The 15,412-nt window shown below is 72.8% G+C and carries 18 protein-coding genes; 12 read left to right on the forward strand and 6 right to left on the reverse strand.

Features of this window, described 5'->3' with window-relative positions; translation table 11 throughout:
- Positions 1–615: 615 nt before the first annotated feature.
- Both C5507_RS04535 and ctaC read right to left on the reverse strand, forming a co-directional pair.
- Positions 616–1,020 carry a cytochrome c oxidase subunit 4 gene (locus C5507_RS04535; protein WP_104527347.1) on the reverse strand — a complete coding sequence of 135 codons (405 nt, stop codon included), beginning with the start codon at positions 1,018–1,020 and terminating at the stop codon, positions 616–618.
- Positions 1,021–1,065: 45 nt separating this feature from the next.
- Positions 1,066–1,953 (reverse strand): aa3-type cytochrome oxidase subunit II, encoded by an 888-nt coding sequence (gene ctaC, locus C5507_RS04540; protein WP_104527348.1) that lies wholly within the window; start codon positions 1,951–1,953, stop codon positions 1,066–1,068.
- A 295-nt stretch (positions 1,954–2,248) separates the two neighbouring features.
- Here ctaC and C5507_RS04545 point away from each other — a divergent pair, with 295 nt between their 5' ends.
- The 3 genes from C5507_RS04545 to asnB are packed head-to-tail and all read left to right on the forward strand — an operon-like array spanning position 2,249 to position 4,932.
- A complete protein-coding gene (locus C5507_RS04545) occupies positions 2,249–2,617 on the forward strand; it encodes a metalloprotease (RefSeq protein WP_104527349.1) in 369 nt (122 codons plus the stop codon).
- The gene (locus tag C5507_RS04550; RefSeq protein WP_104527350.1) at positions 2,607–2,957 is read left to right on the forward strand and encodes a DUF3817 domain-containing protein; all 351 of its coding nucleotides are present in this window, start codon (positions 2,607–2,609) and stop codon (positions 2,955–2,957) included. The genes C5507_RS04545 and C5507_RS04550 overlap by 11 nt, the downstream gene beginning before the upstream one ends.
- Before the next feature lie 43 nt (positions 2,958–3,000).
- The gene (gene asnB / locus C5507_RS04555) at positions 3,001–4,932 is read left to right on the forward strand and encodes an asparagine synthase (glutamine-hydrolyzing) (protein WP_104527351.1); all 1,932 of its coding nucleotides are present in this window, start codon (positions 3,001–3,003) and stop codon (positions 4,930–4,932) included.
- Positions 4,933–5,045: 113 nt separating this feature from the next.
- On the opposite strand, the gene C5507_RS04565 is transcribed toward asnB, so the two are convergent.
- A complete protein-coding gene (locus C5507_RS04565) occupies positions 5,046–5,417 on the reverse strand; it encodes a HesB/IscA family protein (protein WP_104527352.1) in 372 nt (123 codons plus the stop codon).
- Between the two features lie 154 nt (positions 5,418–5,571).
- Between C5507_RS04565 and C5507_RS04570 the strand changes: the two genes are divergently transcribed.
- The 3 genes from C5507_RS04570 to C5507_RS04580 are packed head-to-tail and all read left to right on the forward strand — an operon-like array spanning position 5,572 to position 8,017.
- Positions 5,572–6,189 carry a DUF3043 domain-containing protein gene (locus C5507_RS04570; protein WP_104527353.1) on the forward strand — a complete coding sequence of 206 codons (618 nt, stop codon included), beginning with the start codon at positions 5,572–5,574 and terminating at the stop codon, positions 6,187–6,189.
- 29 nt (positions 6,190–6,218) lie between these two features.
- Positions 6,219–7,022, forward strand: coding sequence for an MBL fold metallo-hydrolase (locus C5507_RS04575; RefSeq protein ID WP_104527354.1), 804 nt, complete (start codon positions 6,219–6,221; stop codon positions 7,020–7,022).
- Positions 7,023–7,033: 11 nt separating this feature from the next.
- A complete protein-coding gene (locus C5507_RS04580) occupies positions 7,034–8,017 on the forward strand; it encodes an aldo/keto reductase family protein (protein WP_104527439.1) in 984 nt (327 codons plus the stop codon).
- 74 nt (positions 8,018–8,091) lie between these two features.
- Here the strand turns inward: C5507_RS04580 and C5507_RS04585 are convergent, their stop codons facing one another.
- Positions 8,092–8,304: a hypothetical protein gene (locus C5507_RS04585; protein ID WP_104527355.1), complete on the reverse strand. Its 213-nt coding sequence runs from the start codon at positions 8,302–8,304 to the stop codon at positions 8,092–8,094.
- Positions 8,305–8,412: 108 nt separating this feature from the next.
- On the opposite strand from C5507_RS04585, the gene C5507_RS04590 reads away from it, so the two are divergent.
- From C5507_RS04590 to C5507_RS04605, 4 genes are all read left to right on the forward strand, one after another.
- Positions 8,413–8,859: a phage holin family protein gene (locus C5507_RS04590; RefSeq protein ID WP_104527356.1), complete on the forward strand. Its 447-nt coding sequence runs from the start codon at positions 8,413–8,415 to the stop codon at positions 8,857–8,859.
- On the forward strand, positions 8,856–9,305 hold the full coding sequence (locus tag C5507_RS04595) for a DUF3618 domain-containing protein (RefSeq protein WP_104527357.1): 450 nt from the start codon (positions 8,856–8,858) through the stop codon (positions 9,303–9,305). Before C5507_RS04590 ends, C5507_RS04595 begins: the two co-directional genes overlap by 4 nt.
- A complete protein-coding gene (locus C5507_RS04600; RefSeq protein ID WP_104527358.1) occupies positions 9,302–9,574 on the forward strand; it encodes a DUF4235 domain-containing protein in 273 nt (90 codons plus the stop codon). Before C5507_RS04595 ends, C5507_RS04600 begins: the two co-directional genes overlap by 4 nt.
- A gap of 96 nt (positions 9,575–9,670) precedes the next feature.
- Complete coding sequence (locus C5507_RS04605) at positions 9,671–10,804, forward strand: YihY/virulence factor BrkB family protein (RefSeq protein ID WP_104527359.1); 1,134 nt, start codon at positions 9,671–9,673, stop codon at positions 10,802–10,804.
- A gap of 12 nt (positions 10,805–10,816) precedes the next feature.
- On the opposite strand, the gene gcvT is transcribed toward C5507_RS04605, so the two are convergent.
- The gene (gene gcvT, locus C5507_RS04610) at positions 10,817–11,920 is read right to left on the reverse strand and encodes a glycine cleavage system aminomethyltransferase GcvT (RefSeq protein WP_104527360.1); all 1,104 of its coding nucleotides are present in this window, start codon (positions 11,918–11,920) and stop codon (positions 10,817–10,819) included.
- Between the two features lie 35 nt (positions 11,921–11,955).
- On the opposite strand from gcvT, the gene C5507_RS04615 reads away from it, so the two are divergent.
- The gene (locus tag C5507_RS04615) at positions 11,956–13,467 is read left to right on the forward strand and encodes a leucyl aminopeptidase (RefSeq protein WP_104527361.1); all 1,512 of its coding nucleotides are present in this window, start codon (positions 11,956–11,958) and stop codon (positions 13,465–13,467) included.
- Positions 13,468–13,508: 41 nt separating this feature from the next.
- On the opposite strand, the gene C5507_RS04620 is transcribed toward C5507_RS04615, so the two are convergent.
- Positions 13,509–13,868 (reverse strand): oxidoreductase, encoded by a 360-nt coding sequence (locus tag C5507_RS04620; RefSeq protein WP_104527362.1) that lies wholly within the window; start codon positions 13,866–13,868, stop codon positions 13,509–13,511.
- 153 nt (positions 13,869–14,021) lie between these two features.
- Here C5507_RS04620 and lpdA point away from each other — a divergent pair, with 153 nt between their 5' ends.
- Positions 14,022–15,401: a dihydrolipoyl dehydrogenase gene (gene lpdA, locus C5507_RS04625; protein ID WP_104527363.1), complete on the forward strand. Its 1,380-nt coding sequence runs from the start codon at positions 14,022–14,024 to the stop codon at positions 15,399–15,401.
- Positions 15,402–15,412: the final 11 nt, after the last annotated feature.

Consider the following 15,412-nt stretch of genomic DNA (forward strand, 5'->3'; position numbering starts at 1 on the left):
GTAGTGCAGATGGGCCCCGGTGGACATCCACCGGGGCCCTTCTGCTTCGCCGGAGCGCCGGACACGCCGTGGCACTCGCCCGTGCACATCGCACCCGTGCTGAGCCGCTCGGGGGATCGGCACGCCCGCTCCGTGACCGCCCGGATCGGCTTGGGCGGCCCTTCCGTCGGGGCGCGCGGGCGAGGCAGACGGCCGCCCCGGCCGCCTCAGGAGAGGAAGAGGAGGGCGGCCGTGCGCGGGTCGATCGGCGACGTCGACCAGGGGCCCACGCCGCCTCGCGGCGGGGGTCCACGCCGCCTGGCGGGCCGGCCAGCTCCTGGGGCACGTGCCCTGGCATCCCCCGGGCCAGGCCAGGCCGACGTGCCACCGCCTGCGTGATCCGAGGGTCGACGCCCCTGCCCGGCCTCTGCGGCCTCCCCCCACAGCCGGCCCGTTCTTCGGTGCCCGCACACGGGCCCTCAGGGCCCTCCGCGGCCTGCCTGCTGGGGGCCTGACCCCGTGGCGCGAATCCCGCGCCACGGGGGTCTCGTGACAACGCCCGGCGGATCCAGCCGCAGACGACGACGGGCCCCTCCCGCGGGTGGCGGAAGGGGCCCGGTGGTCGGTGCGTGCGGTTCAGCTCTGGACGGCGTTCTGCCCCACGTAGAACTCGAAGAGCAGCCCGCCCACGGTGATCAGGAGCGCGGCCCCGGCGATGAGCATGAGCCAGAAGTAGAAGAACGCCAGGGCCAGACCCATCAGCGCGGCGGACAGCGCCAGCCCGAAGGGCCAGTAGCTGGCCGGCGGGAAGAAGCCGAGCTCCCCGGCACCCTCGGCGATGTCGGCGTCCTTGCGGTCCTCGGGTCGGGCGTCGATGCGCCGCGACACGAACCAGAAGAACCCACCGATGAGGCCGGTCAGACCACCGGAGAGAGCCAGCGCCGTCGTGCCGATGGGCTCACGGCTCCAGAGGCCGTAGACGATCGCTGCCACGATGCAGAACACCGTGATCAGGTTGAAGATCAGCGCCTCGACCTTCACGGCCGTGCCTCCTCGTGCGTCTTTCGGGTGCGGGGAACCGACACGTCAGTCACCGGCGGACTGCTGCTGGTCGACGGTCTTGGTCTGTGCCAGGTCCAGCGGGGTGGTCGTGCCGGCGTCGCCGGGCTGACCGATGGATTCCAGCGCCTCGTAGGTGTCCAGGCCGGACTCGCGCGCCTCCAGGTAGGCGTCGTAGTCCTCGGGCGACACCGAGCGGACCTCGAAGTTCATGTACGCGTGGTAGGTGCCGCACAGCTCGGCGCAGCGGCCGACGTAGGCACCCTCCTCGCGGACGGTCACCTCGAAGACGTTGTCCCGGCCGTTCTCGTTGCCCGGGATGACGTCGAGCTTGAAGAGGAACTCCGGGACCCAGAACGAGTGGATGACGTCGGCGGAGGCGAGCTCGAAGCGGATGGTGCGGTCGGTCGGGAGCACGAGGATCGGGATCTGCGTGCTGGTGCCGACCGTGCTCACCGGGTTGCCGTCCTCGCCCTGCGTGTCGGGGTAGACGAACTCCCAGTTCCACTTGAACGCGTTGACCGCGATCGTCTCGTCCGGGTTCTCGCTGCGCTCCATCACGCGGTTCTGCGTCACCACGGTGAAGAAGAACAGGCCGGCGATGATGATGAACGGGATGACCGTGAGGACGATCTCCAGCGGCAGGTTGTACGCCGTCTGGCGAGGGAGCTCGTCGCCCCGCTTCCGGTACCGCAGCACCGCGTAGCCGATCAGGCCCCAGACGATGAAGCCGACGATCAGGGCGGCGATGACCGACCCCGTCCACAGCTCACGCATCTCGGTGGCCTCTTCGGTGATCCCCTCGGGCCAGCCGAACCGCCAGAACTCGTTGTTGGGCATCTCGCATCCGGTGAGGGTCAGCACCCCCAGGAGACCGAGCGCGGCCAGCCGCGCGAGCCTGCTGCCTCGAGCCACTGCTCGCTGCCTCCTCGTCCTCCGCCCGGTCCCGGGCGGTCCTTCCAGCGGGTCCTCCACCGGTCTTCGGCGGAGTCGATCCACGCCGATCACAGTGTGGGCCGAGACTAGCCGACCCGCCTCCGGTGCCGACCACCGGAGATGGCCACCGGCGGGTCGCGGGGACCCGGGCAGCCTCGCACGTCCGGGCGCCGGCGGTCCCGCGGCGGATCGGCGCCGGGCTCCGGCGCACTCCCCCTCCGTGCTGCCCCCGAGCCCGTCCGGCCGCCGCGGCGCGACGGTTAGAGTCGAGGGCGTGTACACCCGGCTGCTGACCCCGAAGTGGGTGCTCCTGCACCTGCTCGTGGCCGCCTTGTTCGTCGCGACGTTCTTCCTCGGCTACTGGCAGCTCAGCAAGGCAGAGGCCGGCGGCGGGGCGGTCAACTGGAGCTACGCGATGCAGTGGCCCCTCTACGGGTTCATGGGGCTGTGGTTCTACCTGCGCATGGTGCGCGACGAGCTGCGCCGCGACCCCGACGAGGGGGCGCCCACCAACGCCGTCGTCCTCTACCAGCGGCCGCGCATCGACACCTCCGGCGACCCGGAGCTGGCCGCCTACAACGCCTACCTCGCCGAGCTCAACGAGCGGGCGCTCGGCCAGCGGAGCGCCGGCAATGGCCGCTGAGCGCACCACGCCCGCCCGCGACTCGGAGCAGGCCATCGCCGCAGCGCTCCAGCGGTACCGGGTCATGGCCATCGTCGTCGGCGTCCTGCTGGTCCTGCTCTTCGTCGTCGCCATGCCGCTGAAGTACTGGGCGGACATGCCGACCATGGTCACCGTGCTGGGCACCGCCCACGGCTGGCTCTACGCCCTGTTCTTCCTCTCCGCCGTCGACCTCGCACTGCGGGCGAAGTGGACCCTCAAGGGCACGGTGATCGCCCTCGTGCTCGGGACCATCCCTTTCCTGTCGTTCGTCGGCGAGCACGACGTCACGCGGAAGATGCGCGCCGGCGAGCGCGTGTGACCTCCACCGCCCGCTTCTCCCCCACCCCGAGGACCTGCGCCTGATGTGTGGCCTGCTCGCCTACTTCTCCACCGACGCCGCGCGCGTCACCGACACCACCGTCGCCGCCGTGCGGGGAGCGCAGCACTGCCTGCGCCACCGCGGGCCCGACGAGACCGAGGCCTGGTGGGACGGCCGGGCGGTGTTCGGCTTCAACCGGCTGTCGTTCATCGACATCGAGCACAGCCACCAGCCGATGCCCTACGCCGACGGCCGCTACCGGATCGTCTTCAACGGTGAGATCTACAACTACCTCGAGCTCCGCGAGGAGCTGAAGGCGGCCGGCGCCACCTTCGCCACCGAGGGCGACACCGAGGCGATCGTCGCCGGCTACCACCACTGGGGTGAGGACGTCGTCCACCGGCTGCGGGGCATGTTCGCCTTCCTCATCTGGGACACCCAGGAGGAGAAGGTCTTCGGGGCCCGTGACCCGTTCGGCATCAAGCCGCTGTTCACCGCCCGCATGGCCGACGGCGGGCTGGTCTTCAGCTCGGAGAAGAAGGCCGTGCTGGAGATGCTGGGCGGCAGCGGGGCGGCCGGTGGCGTCGACGCCGCGTCGCTGCAGCACTACCTGACCCTGCAGTACGTGCCCGAGCCCGCCACGCTGCACCGCGGCATCCGCCGCATCGAGAGCGGCACCAGCTTCACCGTCGTCGACGGCGAGCTGACGACGACGCGCTACTTCCACCCGACGTTCCCGATCCGGCCGGTCGCGAAGGACGAGCAGCAGGCGCTGTACGACCGCATCGCCGACGTGCTCGACGACTCGGTGCGCATGCACATGCGCGCCGACGTCACGGTCGGGTCGTTCCTCTCCGGGGGCATCGACTCCACGGCGATCGCGGCGCTGGCGAAGCGCTACAACCCGAAGCTGCTGACCTTCACCACCGGGTTCGAGCGTCACGGCTTCTCCGAGATCGACGTCGCGGCCGAGTCCGCCGCCGCGATCGGGGTGGAGCACATCACCAAGGTGGTCACCGCCCAGGAGTTCGCCGAGTCCATCCCGCTGGTGGTCTGGTACCTCGACGACCCGGTGGCCGACCCGGCGCTGGTGCCGCTGTACTTCATCGCCCGCGAGGCCCGCAAGCACGTGAAGGTGGTGCTCTCCGGCGAGGGCGCCGACGAGCTCTTCGGCGGCTACAACATCTACCGCGAGCCGCTCTCCCTGGCGGCGTTCGAGAAGCTGCCCGGAGGCATCCGCCGCGCGCTGGGGGCGCTGTCGACCAGGCTGCCCGACGGCATGCGGGGCAAGGACCTGCTGCGGCGGGGCGCGATCCCGCTGGAACAGCGCTACTACGGCAACGCCCGGCTCTTCCGCGACGACGAGCTGGGCTTCCTGCGCAGCCGCGACCCCGACCTCTCGCACGTCACGGTCACCCGCGAGCTCTACGAGCGCACCCGCGCCGCGGGCTACGACGACGTCACGGCCATGCAGTACGTGGACCTGTTCACCTGGCTGCGCGGCGACATCCTGGTCAAGGCGGACAAGATGACGATGGCGAACTCGCTGGAGCTGCGGGTCCCGTTCCTCGATCCCGAGGTCTTCAGGGTCGCCTCCACGATCCCGGTCGACCAGCGGGTCACCAAGGAGACGACGAAGTACGCGCTGCGCCGGGCGCTGGAGCAGATCGTGCCCGCGCACGTGCTGAACCGCCGCAAGCTCGGCTTCCCGGTGCCCACCCGCCACTGGCTCGCCGAGGACCTGCACGACTGGGCGCGCCAGGTGATCGAGGACAGCGGCACCGACGAGTGGCTGGACTCTTCTCAGGTGCTGGCGATGCTCGCCGCGCACCGGCAGAACCAGCGGGCCGGCTCCCCGGTGGACTACTCGCGCAAGCTCTGGACGCTGCTGGTCTTCATGATCTGGCACGGCATCTTCGTCGAGGGCCGGATCACCCCGGTGGTCCCGGAGACGGTCTACCCCGTCCGGCTCTGAGGACGACGACGGCCCGGCTCCCTCGGGAGCCGGGCCGTCGTGACGTACCGGGCGGCCCCTCTACAGGGCCCCGCCGCGAGCGTGCGAGCGGTGGGGGGCAGAGGGGTCCTTCCTCAGCTGAAGCTGTCCCCGCAGGCGCACGAGCTGCCGGCGTTGGGGTTGTCGATCGTGAAGCCCTGCTTCTCGATGGAGTCGACGAAGTCGATCGTCGCGCCACCGAGGTACGGCCCGCTCATGCGGTCGACGATGACCTCGACCCCACCGAACTCGTAGGTCTGGTCGCCGTCGAGGAACCGCTCGTCGAAGAACAGCTGGTAGCGCAGACCCGAGCAGCCGCCCGGCTGGACGGCGATGCGCAGCCGCAGGTCGTCGCGACCCTCCTGGTCCAGCAGCGCCTTGACCTTCGCCGCCGCCGGGTCGCTGAGTACGACGCCGGTGACGCCGGGCGCCCCGCCGTCGACGGTCGTGGTGTCCTGCACCGACATGTTGTGTCCTCCCAGATCCGAGGTGCCCGCTGCGGCACTTCCTGCAGCGGACCAACACCGCCGTGGCGGTGGCTCTTCCCCTGCTGCCGTCCACTGTACGGCTCCGGGCTCGACCTCCGGGGCAGCGTTGCTCACACACGTAGACTTCCGGGCCGTGAAGCTCCGCCTGCCCGGCCGCCGTGACAGCACCCCCACGCCCGACGCCACCTCCGGCGACGACGGTGAGCTCACCGCGCAGCTCATGAAGTCCGGCGGCAAGGGGCGCCCGACCCCGAGGCGCGCCGAGGCCCAGGGCCGCCGGCAGGGTCCTCCCCCGCCGCCGCCCACCACGCGCAAGGAGGCCTACCGGCGGATGCGCGAGCAGCAGGCCGCCCGCCGTGCGGAGACCCGCCAGGGTGCTGCCCGCGGTGACGACGCCTACCTGCCCGCCCGCGACCGCGGCCCGGTGCGCAAGCTCGTGCGCGACGTCGTCGACAGCCGCCGCAACGTGGGCAGCTTGTTCCTCGCCGTCGCCGCCGTGGCGCTGATCGGCACGTTCGTGCCGAGCCTGGCCGTGAAGACGTACTCCAGCTTCGTGCTGTTCGGCTTCTTCCTGGTGCTGATCGTGGACTCGGTGGTGCTCGGCCGGAAGATCAAGAGCGCCGTCACCGCCCGGTTCCCCGACGAGGACCACAAGATGAAGGGCCTGGTCTGGTACGGCATCAGCCGGTCGACCATGATCCGCCGGTGGCGCTTCCCCAAGCCCGAGGTCCCGCTCGGCGCGAACGTCTGACGCAGGCCCCCCCCTGCGCGGGGGCGCTGATGCGGGTCACCCTCCTGGGCACGGGCGCCGCCGACGGCTGGCCCAACCCGTGGTGCGAGGGCCCGTCGTGCGCCGACGCACGCCTGCGCGGCGAGCTGCGCCGTCCGACGTCGGCACTGGTGGACGGCGTGCTGCTGCTCGACCTCTCCCCCGCACCACCACCGGTCGAGGTGTCCCTGGCCCGGGTGCACACGGTCCTGGTCACCCACGACCACCCCGACCACTGCGCACCCCTGTCGCTGCTCGCCCGCCAGTGGGTCCGCCGGTCCCAGCCGCTCGCCGTCGCCGGTCCCGCCCCGGCACTGGAGGCGGTGCGGCCGTGGCTCGCCCCCGACGACCCGGTGGACCTGGTCCCCGTCGCCCCCGGCACGGCTCTCGAGCGGTCGGGCTACCGCGTGCGCGCGCTGCACGCCGCCCACGAGGTGCCCGCCGTGCTCTACGACGTGACCGGACCCGACGGCGCCCGGCTGTTGTACGCCACCGACACCGGCCCGCTCCCCGAGGCGACGCTCGAGGCCACCCGCGGCGCCGCCTACGACCTGGTGCTCCTGGAGGAGACGTTCGGGACGGTGACCGGCCACGGGACCGGGCACCTGGACCTGGCGACCTTCCCGGCGCAGTTGGACCGGCTGACGGACGTCGGGGCGGTGACCCCCGGCACCGACGTCGTCGCCGTGCACCTGGGGCACCACAACCCGCCGGCCGCGGAGCTGACCGGGGTGCTGGCCCGGCTCGGCGCGCGCCTCCTCGCCGACGGCGACTCCGTGACGACCCGGTGCGCGGCGGCCGTCCCCGGCGCCTAACGTCCCCCTTCGTGGAATTCAGACGCCTCGGCCGCTCCGGCCTGACCATCTCCGAGATCGCGTACGGCAACTGGCTCACCCACGGCGGGCAGGTCGAGGAGGACGCGGCGCACGCCTGCGTCCGCGCGGCCCTCGACGCCGGGATCACCACGTTCGACACCGCCGACGTCTACGCCGGCACTCGCGCCGAGACCGTGCTCGGGGCCGCCCTCGACGGCCACCGCCGGGAGTCCATCGAGCTGTTCACGAAGGTCTACTGGCCCACCGGGCCCGGGCGGAACGACCGCGGCCTCGGGCGCAAGCACGTCATCGAGAGCTGCCACGCCTCGCTGCGCCGGCTGCGAACCGACTACGTCGACCTGTACCAGGCCCACCGCTACGACCCGTCCGTGCCGCTCGAGGAGACGATGACCGCCTTCGCCGACCTGGTGCGGCAGGGCAAGGCGCTCTACATCGGCGTCTCGGAGTGGAACGCCGGGCAGATCGCCGCCGGTGCCGCGCTGGCCCGGGAGCTCGGCATCCACCTGATCAGCAACCAGCCGCAGTACTCGATGCTGTGGCGGGTCATCGAGGCCGAGGTCGTGCCGACGTCGGAGCAGGAGGGGCTGTCCCAGATCGTCTGGTCGCCGCTGGCGCAGGGCATCCTCACCGGCAAGTACCAGCCGGGGCAGCAGCCACCCCCGGACAGCCGGGCCGGCCACGCCGAGGCGGGTCAGTCGATGCAGCCCTTCATGCGCGACGACATCCTCGCGCGGGTCCAGGAGCTGCGGCCGGTCGCCGACGACCTGGGGCTGTCGATGGCCCAGCTGGCCGTGGCCTGGGTGCTGCAGAACCGGAACGTGGCCGCGGCCATCATCGGCGCCAGCCGGCCCGAGCAGGTGGCGGACAACGTCAAGGCCGCCGGCGTGACGCTGGACGCGGACGTCCTGACGCGCATCGACGACGTGCTGGGCGAGGTCGTGGAGCGCGACTCGTCCAAGACCGCCCGCGGCTGATCCGTGACCTCTCCCGGCTCCGGCAGCCGGAGCCGGGAGAGGATCCCGGCCGAGCCTCCACCTCGACCTGAGGGTCAGGTGGCGGCGAGCCCCATCGGGCCGTAGGCCTTCTCGTCCCCGTCGAAGAGGGTGACCGTGGCGACGCCGCGGTCGAGCAGCTCCCGCCAGTTCTCCCCCAGCCACGACTCCGCGTCGCTCTGGTTGTCGGAGTCGGGTACCTCCACCCCGACCGAGGCCGGGTCGAGGGTGGATCCGGACGGGTCCTCGAGACGCCAGTGCCAGCTCATGCAGGGAGGTTAGCGGCCCAGACCGTTGCCCCGATGTGATCGCGTCCTCGATTACCGGCCCACCCGGACGGGCATGGCAGGTCATCGACCGCGTCTACCGGAGGACCGATGACCGCACCCCGCCCGCACGCCACGGCCGGCGCCACGAGCGCCGACGTGGACCCCTTGCCCGAGAACGCCTCGACAGGTCAGCTGATCGGCCAGCTCACCGAGCAGATCAGCCGCCTGGTGCGCGACGAGGCAAAGCTGGCCCAGGCCGAGGTGACCCAGAAGGCGAAGAAGCTCGGGTTGGGCGCCGGCCTCTTCGGCGGCGCCGGCCTGGTCGCCTTCTTCGGGCTGGCCGCGCTGATCACCGCCGCCATCCTCGCCCTGGCCCTCGTGCTGCCCGCCTGGCTGGCCGCCCTCCTCGTCGGCGTCGTCCTGCTCGCCGTGGCGGGCGCGCTCGCCCTGGTCGGCAAGAAGGACGTGCAGCAGGGTTCGCCGCCCGTCCCCACGGAGGCCATCGCCGGCGTCAAGACCGACATCGCGACCGTGAAGGAGAGTGCTCGCCGGTGACCAGCTCCGACAGCACCCGCCCGGACGCCGCGAAGGCCGACGGCGCCCCCACGACCCCGGACGAGATCAGGGCCGACATCGAGGCGACCCGGCAGGAGCTCGGGCGCACGGTGGACGAGCTCAGCCAGCGCCTCGACGTGCCCGCCCGCGCCAAGGAGGGCGCGGCCCGCGCGAAGGACACCGCCGTCGAGACCTACCGCGAGAGCCCACCGGCGTTCGCCGGTGCCGGAGCGGCCCTGGCTGGGCTGGTGGGCCTGGTCCTGTGGCGTCGGCGTCGGGCGCGGCGGCGGGCCAGCACGGAGGACCTCGTCCTCGATGCGCGCGTCGGCCGCAAGCGCCGGGCGCGACGAGCAGGCAGGGAACTGGCCGCCCGGCGAGCCGCCGCGCGGAAGACCACCAGGAGGGCCGAGAAGGAGGCCCGCCGCATCATGAGGAGAGCGCGTTGAGCAAGGGAGCCAAGTTCGCCTACCGGCCGGTCGGCCTGCTGGCCGGCATCGTGGCCGGTTCGCTGAGCGGCATCGTCTTCAAGCAGATCTGGAAGGCGGTCGCCAACGAGGACGACGCCCCGTCGGCGCTGCAGAGCGAGTACCCGATGCGCGAGGTCGTCCTCGCCGCCGCCATCCAGGGCGCGATCTTCGCGGCCACCAAGGCGGCCATCGACCGCGCCGGGGCGCGTGGCTTCACCAAGCTGACGGGCAGTTGGCCCGGCGACTGACGTCCGCGGCGGCGGGCCGGGAGCACCTCCGCCCGCCGCCGCCCGCTCCGCACCACCAGCGGCCGCATCCCGGCGGCGACCACCAGGGGGACGGCGATGGCCGACACGAAGCGCCACGAGAGCGCGGTCGACCGCATCCGGCAGCGCGTCGAGGAGAAGGCGGCCCGCCGCGCGGCCGCCGCCGAGGCCGCGCGCAGCGGCGGCACACCGCCGGACCCCGAGCGGCTCCCCGACGGCGCCCCGGGCCCCGCCGAGCTGCCGGGCGTCCACGCACGGACGCCGACGCAGATCCCGTGGAGCGGCTGGAAGCAGATCGTCAAGCGGGCGTGGGCCGAGAACAAGGCCGACAACATGCCGATCATCGCCGGCGGGGTGGCGTTCTTCGGCTTCCTGTCGATCTTCCCCGCGCTGATCGCGCTGATCTCGATCTACGGGCTGATCGCCTCCCCCGAGACCGTCGCGCGGCAGGTGGAGGACCTGTCGGCACAGCTGCCGGAGGACGCCGCCGGGCTGATCGAGGAGCAGCTGACCGCGATCGTGGCCAACAGCGGGAGCGCCCTCAGCATCAGCCTCGTCGTCTCCATCCTCGCCGCGCTCTGGAGCGCCTCGGGTGGGGTGGGGAACGTGGTCACCGCGGTCAACATCGCCTACGACGAGGTGGAGGCGCGCAGCTTCATCAAGCTGAAGCTCACCTCGCTGGCCCTGACGCTGGGCGCCATCGTCTTCGTGCTGATCACCTTCAGCCTCGTGGCGGTCGTCCCGGCCGTGCTCGAGGCGCTCCCGCTGGGCGTCGTCGGGACGATCCTCGCCCAGGTGGCGCGGTGGGTGCTGCTGCTCACCGTCTTCGCCGGGGCCCTCGCCGTCCTCTACCGGGTGGCCCCGGACCGGGATGCGCCGCGGTTCAGCTGGGTCAGCCTCGGGGCCGTCGTCGTCACCGTCATCTGGGCCGCGGTCAGCGTCGGCTTCGCGGTGTACGTGGACAACTTCGGGTCCTACGACAAGACCTACGGCGCGATCGCCGGCGTGATCGTGCTGATGCTGTGGCTGTACCTCACCTGCTACCTGGTGCTGCTGGGCGCGGAGATCAACGCGGAGGCCGAGCACCAGACGGCGCGGGACACCACCGACGGCGAGCCGGAGCCGATGGGCGACCGCGGCGCCGTCGTCGCCGACACGCTGCCTCCCAAGCCGGAGCCGGAGAAGGGCGACAGCGACCCGACCCGCAAGTAGCGGACGGCCCGGTCAGCGGACGCGGGAGGGCATGAACGGCGGCCGGACGGCCTCGACCGCCAGCGTGCGCCCACGGACGTCGACGGCCAGCCCGGCCCCCTCGACGACCCCCGCGGCCGAGTCGAGGAGGGCCAGGCCGATCCCCACCCGCAGCGAGGGCGAGAACGTCCCGCTGGTCACCGTGCCGACCGACGCGCCGTCCGGGCCCAGCACGGTCATGCCCGGGCGCGGGCTCTGCCGCCCGGCCGCCCGCAGCCCCCAGAGCAGCCGGGCGGGCCCGGCCTCCTTCTCCGCCAGCAGCGCCTCGCGCCCCCAGAAGGCCGGCTTGCCCCAGCCGACCGCCCAGCCGGCCCGCGCCTGCACCGGGGTGATGTCCCCGGAGAGCTCGTGGCCGTGCAGCGGGTAGCCCATCTCGGTGCGCAGGGTGTCCCGCGCGCCCAGCCCGCACGGGCGGATGCCGAGGTCCTGCCCCGCCTCGAGCAGGGCGTCCCACAGGGCGGCGGCGTGCTCCGCCCCGACCATCAGCTCGTAGCCGTGCTCGCCGGTGTAGCCGGTGCGGCAGACCGTCACCTCGGCACCGCCCGCGCCGGACCCGGTCACGAAGGACATGTAGGACAGCTCGCCCGGCATGCCGAGCAGCTCGAGGACCTGCAGCGACCGCGGCCCCTGCACCGCCAGCACGGCGACGTCGGCGTGCCGGTCGGTCACCGCCACCCCCGCGGGCGCCGCCTCGGCCAGCCGGCGGAGGACCCCGGCGGCGTTCGCCGCGTTGGGCACCAGCAGCACGTCGTCGTCGCCGCGCAGGTAGACGATCAGGTCGTCGACGACACCGCCGTCGTCCTGGCAGCACAGCGTGTACTGCGCGCGACCGGGCCCGATGCGGGACAGGTCGTTGGTCAGGCAGCTGTCCACGAACGCTGCCGCGCCCGGTCCGCGCACCGTGCCGGTGCCCAGGTGGGAGACGTCGAAGAGCCCCACGCCCTCGCGGACGGCGGCGTGCTCGGCCAGCACCCCACCCCCGGCGTACTCGATCGGCATCGACCAGCCGCTGAAGTCGGCCAGCTTGGCGCCGGCGGCCACGTGCCGGTCGTGCAACGGGGAGGTCAGCGGGCTCACGCGCTGCACGCTAGCGGGATGCCTACGATCAGGCGGTGCCACCGACGATCTCCGCGACCGACCACCCGCTCGAGAAGCTGACCGCCGACGCCGTCGTCGTCGCCGTCGGCAAGGGTCCCGACGGCCCCCTCCCCACACCAGGCGCCGAGGCCGTCGACCGCCTGCTCGGCGGACGGCTCTTCGGCGCGCTGGCCGACCTGGGGGCCCGCGGGGCGGAGGACGAGGTCACCCGGCTGCCGTCGTTCGGGCAGGGCCCCTTCCCGGTGGTCGCCGTCGTGGGTCTCGGCGCGCCCGACGCGTCCGGCGGCTACGCCCCGGACGCGGTCCGCCGTGCGGCCGGTGCCGCGAGCCGTGCGCTGCGCGGCCGTCGCACCGTGGTCACCCTGCTCGCCGCCGTCGGGGGCACGCCCGACGCCGACCGGCTGCACGCCGTCGGCGAGGGCTCCCTGCTCGGCGCCTACGAGTTCACCGCCTACAAGTCCGACCTGCCGGCCAACCGTCCGACGCCGCCGCAGGAGTTCACGGTGGTCGTCCCCGGCGCCGCCGCCGCGGAGACCGCGCTGCGCCGGGTCCGCGCCGTCGCCGACGCCGTCACGCTGGTGCGCGACCTGGTGAACACCCCGCCCAACGACCTCTTCCCCGCCGAGCTGGCCGCGCGCGGCGCCGCCGCCGGCGAGAAGCTGGGCCTGGCCGCGGAGATCCTCGACGAGGACGCGCTCGCCGCCGGTGGCTACGGCGGCATCCTCGCGGTCGGCGGCGGTTCCAGCCGCAAGCCCCGGCTGCTGCGGCTGACCTACTCGGGTGCGAACGCGCGCAAGAAGATCGCGCTGGTCGGCAAGGGCATCACCTTCGACAGCGGCGGCATCTCGATCAAGCCCGCCGCGAAGATGGAGGACATGAAGAGCGACATGGCCGGCGCGGCGGCCGTGATCGCCACCGTCTGCCTCGTCGCGCAGCTCCGCCTGCCGGTCGAGGTCATCGCCACCGTGCCGATCGCCGAGAACCTGCCGAGCGCGACCTCCTACCGCCCGGCCGACGTGGTCACCTTCCGCAACGGCAAGAAGGCCGAGATCACGAACACCGACGCCGAGGGCCGGGTCGTGCTCGCCGACGCGATCGCCCGCGCCGCCGAGGACCAGCCCGACGTGCTCCTGGAGACCGCCACCCTGACCGGCGCGCAGCTGGTCGCGCTGGGCGGGCGCACCGCCGGCGTCATGGGCAGCGACGACCTGCGCGACGCCGTCGTCGCCGCGTCCCGGCGCACCGGCGAGGCCATGTGGCCGATGCCGCTGCCGGCCGAGCTGCGCAAGGGCCTGGACTCCGCGGTCGCCGACATGGTGAACGCCAACGCCGACCGCATGGGCGGCATGCTCGTGGGCGGGCACTTCCTGGCGGAGTTCGTGCCCGACGGCCTGCCCTGGGCGCACATCGACATCGCCGGGCCGAGCTACAACACCGGCGCCGCGTGGGGCTACACCCCCAAGGGCGGCACCGGTGTGCCGGTGCGCACCCTGCTGGCGACCATCGAGGCCCTGATCGCCGACTAGGTGACGTGCTGGAACGGCCACCGGCAGGGGCCCGCCGCGAGCTAGCGAGTGGTGGGGGGCCGGTGGTCCTTGGACCAGTCGCGCATCCGCTGCGGGTAGCCGGTCACCTGCGCGTCGTACACCGGGATCGTGAGCTCGCGGGACAGCCGCCGCGCGACGTCGGGGCCTCCGATGCGCCGGCGGGTCCACTCGCCGTCGGCGGCCACGAGCACGATCGTCGCCTCCGTGACGGCGGTGCGCGGCTCCACGTAGCCCTCCACCCCGCGGCGGGTCGCGACGAACTGCTCGAGGTGGCTGAGGTCGGCGCGCTCCGCGGCGCGGTCCAGCGTCGCGCGCCGGCCGGCGCCACCGCTCCCCCCGGTGCGGGCCGCTCGCCCGCGCAACCGGTCGAACAGACCCATGCGCTCTCCCTCGCCGATCCGGCGACCGTGATCACCACGACGCTCGCGAGAGCAACGGTGGTCCCCGCCGGCTCGTTCCCGGAGTGGCAGGATGGGCACCAGCCCCCGCCCGCCTCGAGCGGGGCCGCCGTCCGCCGCACCTGAGGAGCACCCGTGAGCGCACCCGCCTCCCCTGCCGACCTGGTCATCCTGGGAGGTGGCTCGGGTGGCTACGCCGCTGCCTTCCGCGCCTCGGAGCTCGGCCTGGACGTCGTCCTCATCGAGAAGGACAAGGTCGGCGGCACCTGCCTGCACCGCGGCTGCATCCCCACCAAGGCGCTGCTGCACGCCGGTGAGGTGGCCGACCTGGCCCGCGAGGGCGAGCAGTTCGGCGTGAAGACCTCGCTGGCCGGCATCGACATGGACGGTGTCAACGCCTACAAGGACGGCGTCATCGCCAAGCTCTACAAGGGGCTGCAGGGGCTGGTGAAGGCCCGCAAGATCACCTACGTCGAGGGCGAGGGCCGGCTGACGTCCCCCACGACGGTCGAGGTGAACGGCCAGTCCTACGAGGGCAAGCACGTCCTGCTGGCCACCGGTTCCTACCCCCGCTCGCTGCCGGGCCTGGAGATCGACGGCACGAAGGTCATCACCAGCGACCACGCGCTGAAGCTCGACCGGGTGCCCGCGTCGGCGATCATCCTCGGCGGCGGCGTCATCGGCTGCGAGTTCGCCAGCGCGTGGAAGTCCTTCGGCGTCGACGTCACCATCGTCGAGGCGCTCCCCCATCTCGTCCCGCTCGAGGACGAGTCCGCCTCCAAGCTGCTCGAGCGCGCCTTCCGCCGTCGCAAGATCGGCTTCGAGCTGGGCAGCCGCTTCTCCGGTGTGCAGAGCACCGAGAACGGCGTCAAGGTCTCGCTGGAGAACGGCAAGGAGATCGAGGCCGAGCTGCTGCTCGTCGCCGTCGGTCGCGGGCCGGTCAGCTCCGGCATCGGCTACGAGGAGGTGGGCGTCCAGATGGACCGCGGCTACGTCCTCGTCGACGAGTACATGCGCACGAACCTGCCCACGGTCTCCGCCGTCGGCGACCTCGTCCCGACCCTGCAGCTGGCGCACGTCGGTTTCGGCGAGGGCATCCTCGTCGCCGAGCGGGTGGCCGGCCTCGAGCCCGCCCCCATCGACTACGCCGGCGTCCCGCGCATCACCTACTCCGACCCAGAGGTGGCCTCGGTCGGGCTCACCGAGGCCCAGGCCAAGGAGCGCTACGGCGAGGTCAAGACCCTCACCTACGACCTCGCCGGCAACGGCCGCAGCCAGATCCTGAAGACCACGGGCGCGGTCAAGCTCATCCAGGCCCCCGACGGCCCGGTCGTCGGCATCCACATGGTGGGCAGCCGCGTCGGCGAGCTCATCGCCGAGGCACAGCTCATCTACAACTGGGAGGCCGAGGCCGACGACGTCGCCAGCCTCATCCACCCGCACCCGACCCAGAGCGAGGCTCTCGGCGAGGCCCACCTGGCCCTCGCCGGCAAGCCCCTGCACGTGCACGGCTGAACGACCCCACT

Origin of the sequence: Blastococcus saxobsidens, from assembly GCF_002938435.1 — a bacterium.
GTDB lineage: Bacteria > Actinomycetota > Actinomycetes > Mycobacteriales > Geodermatophilaceae > Blastococcus > Blastococcus saxobsidens.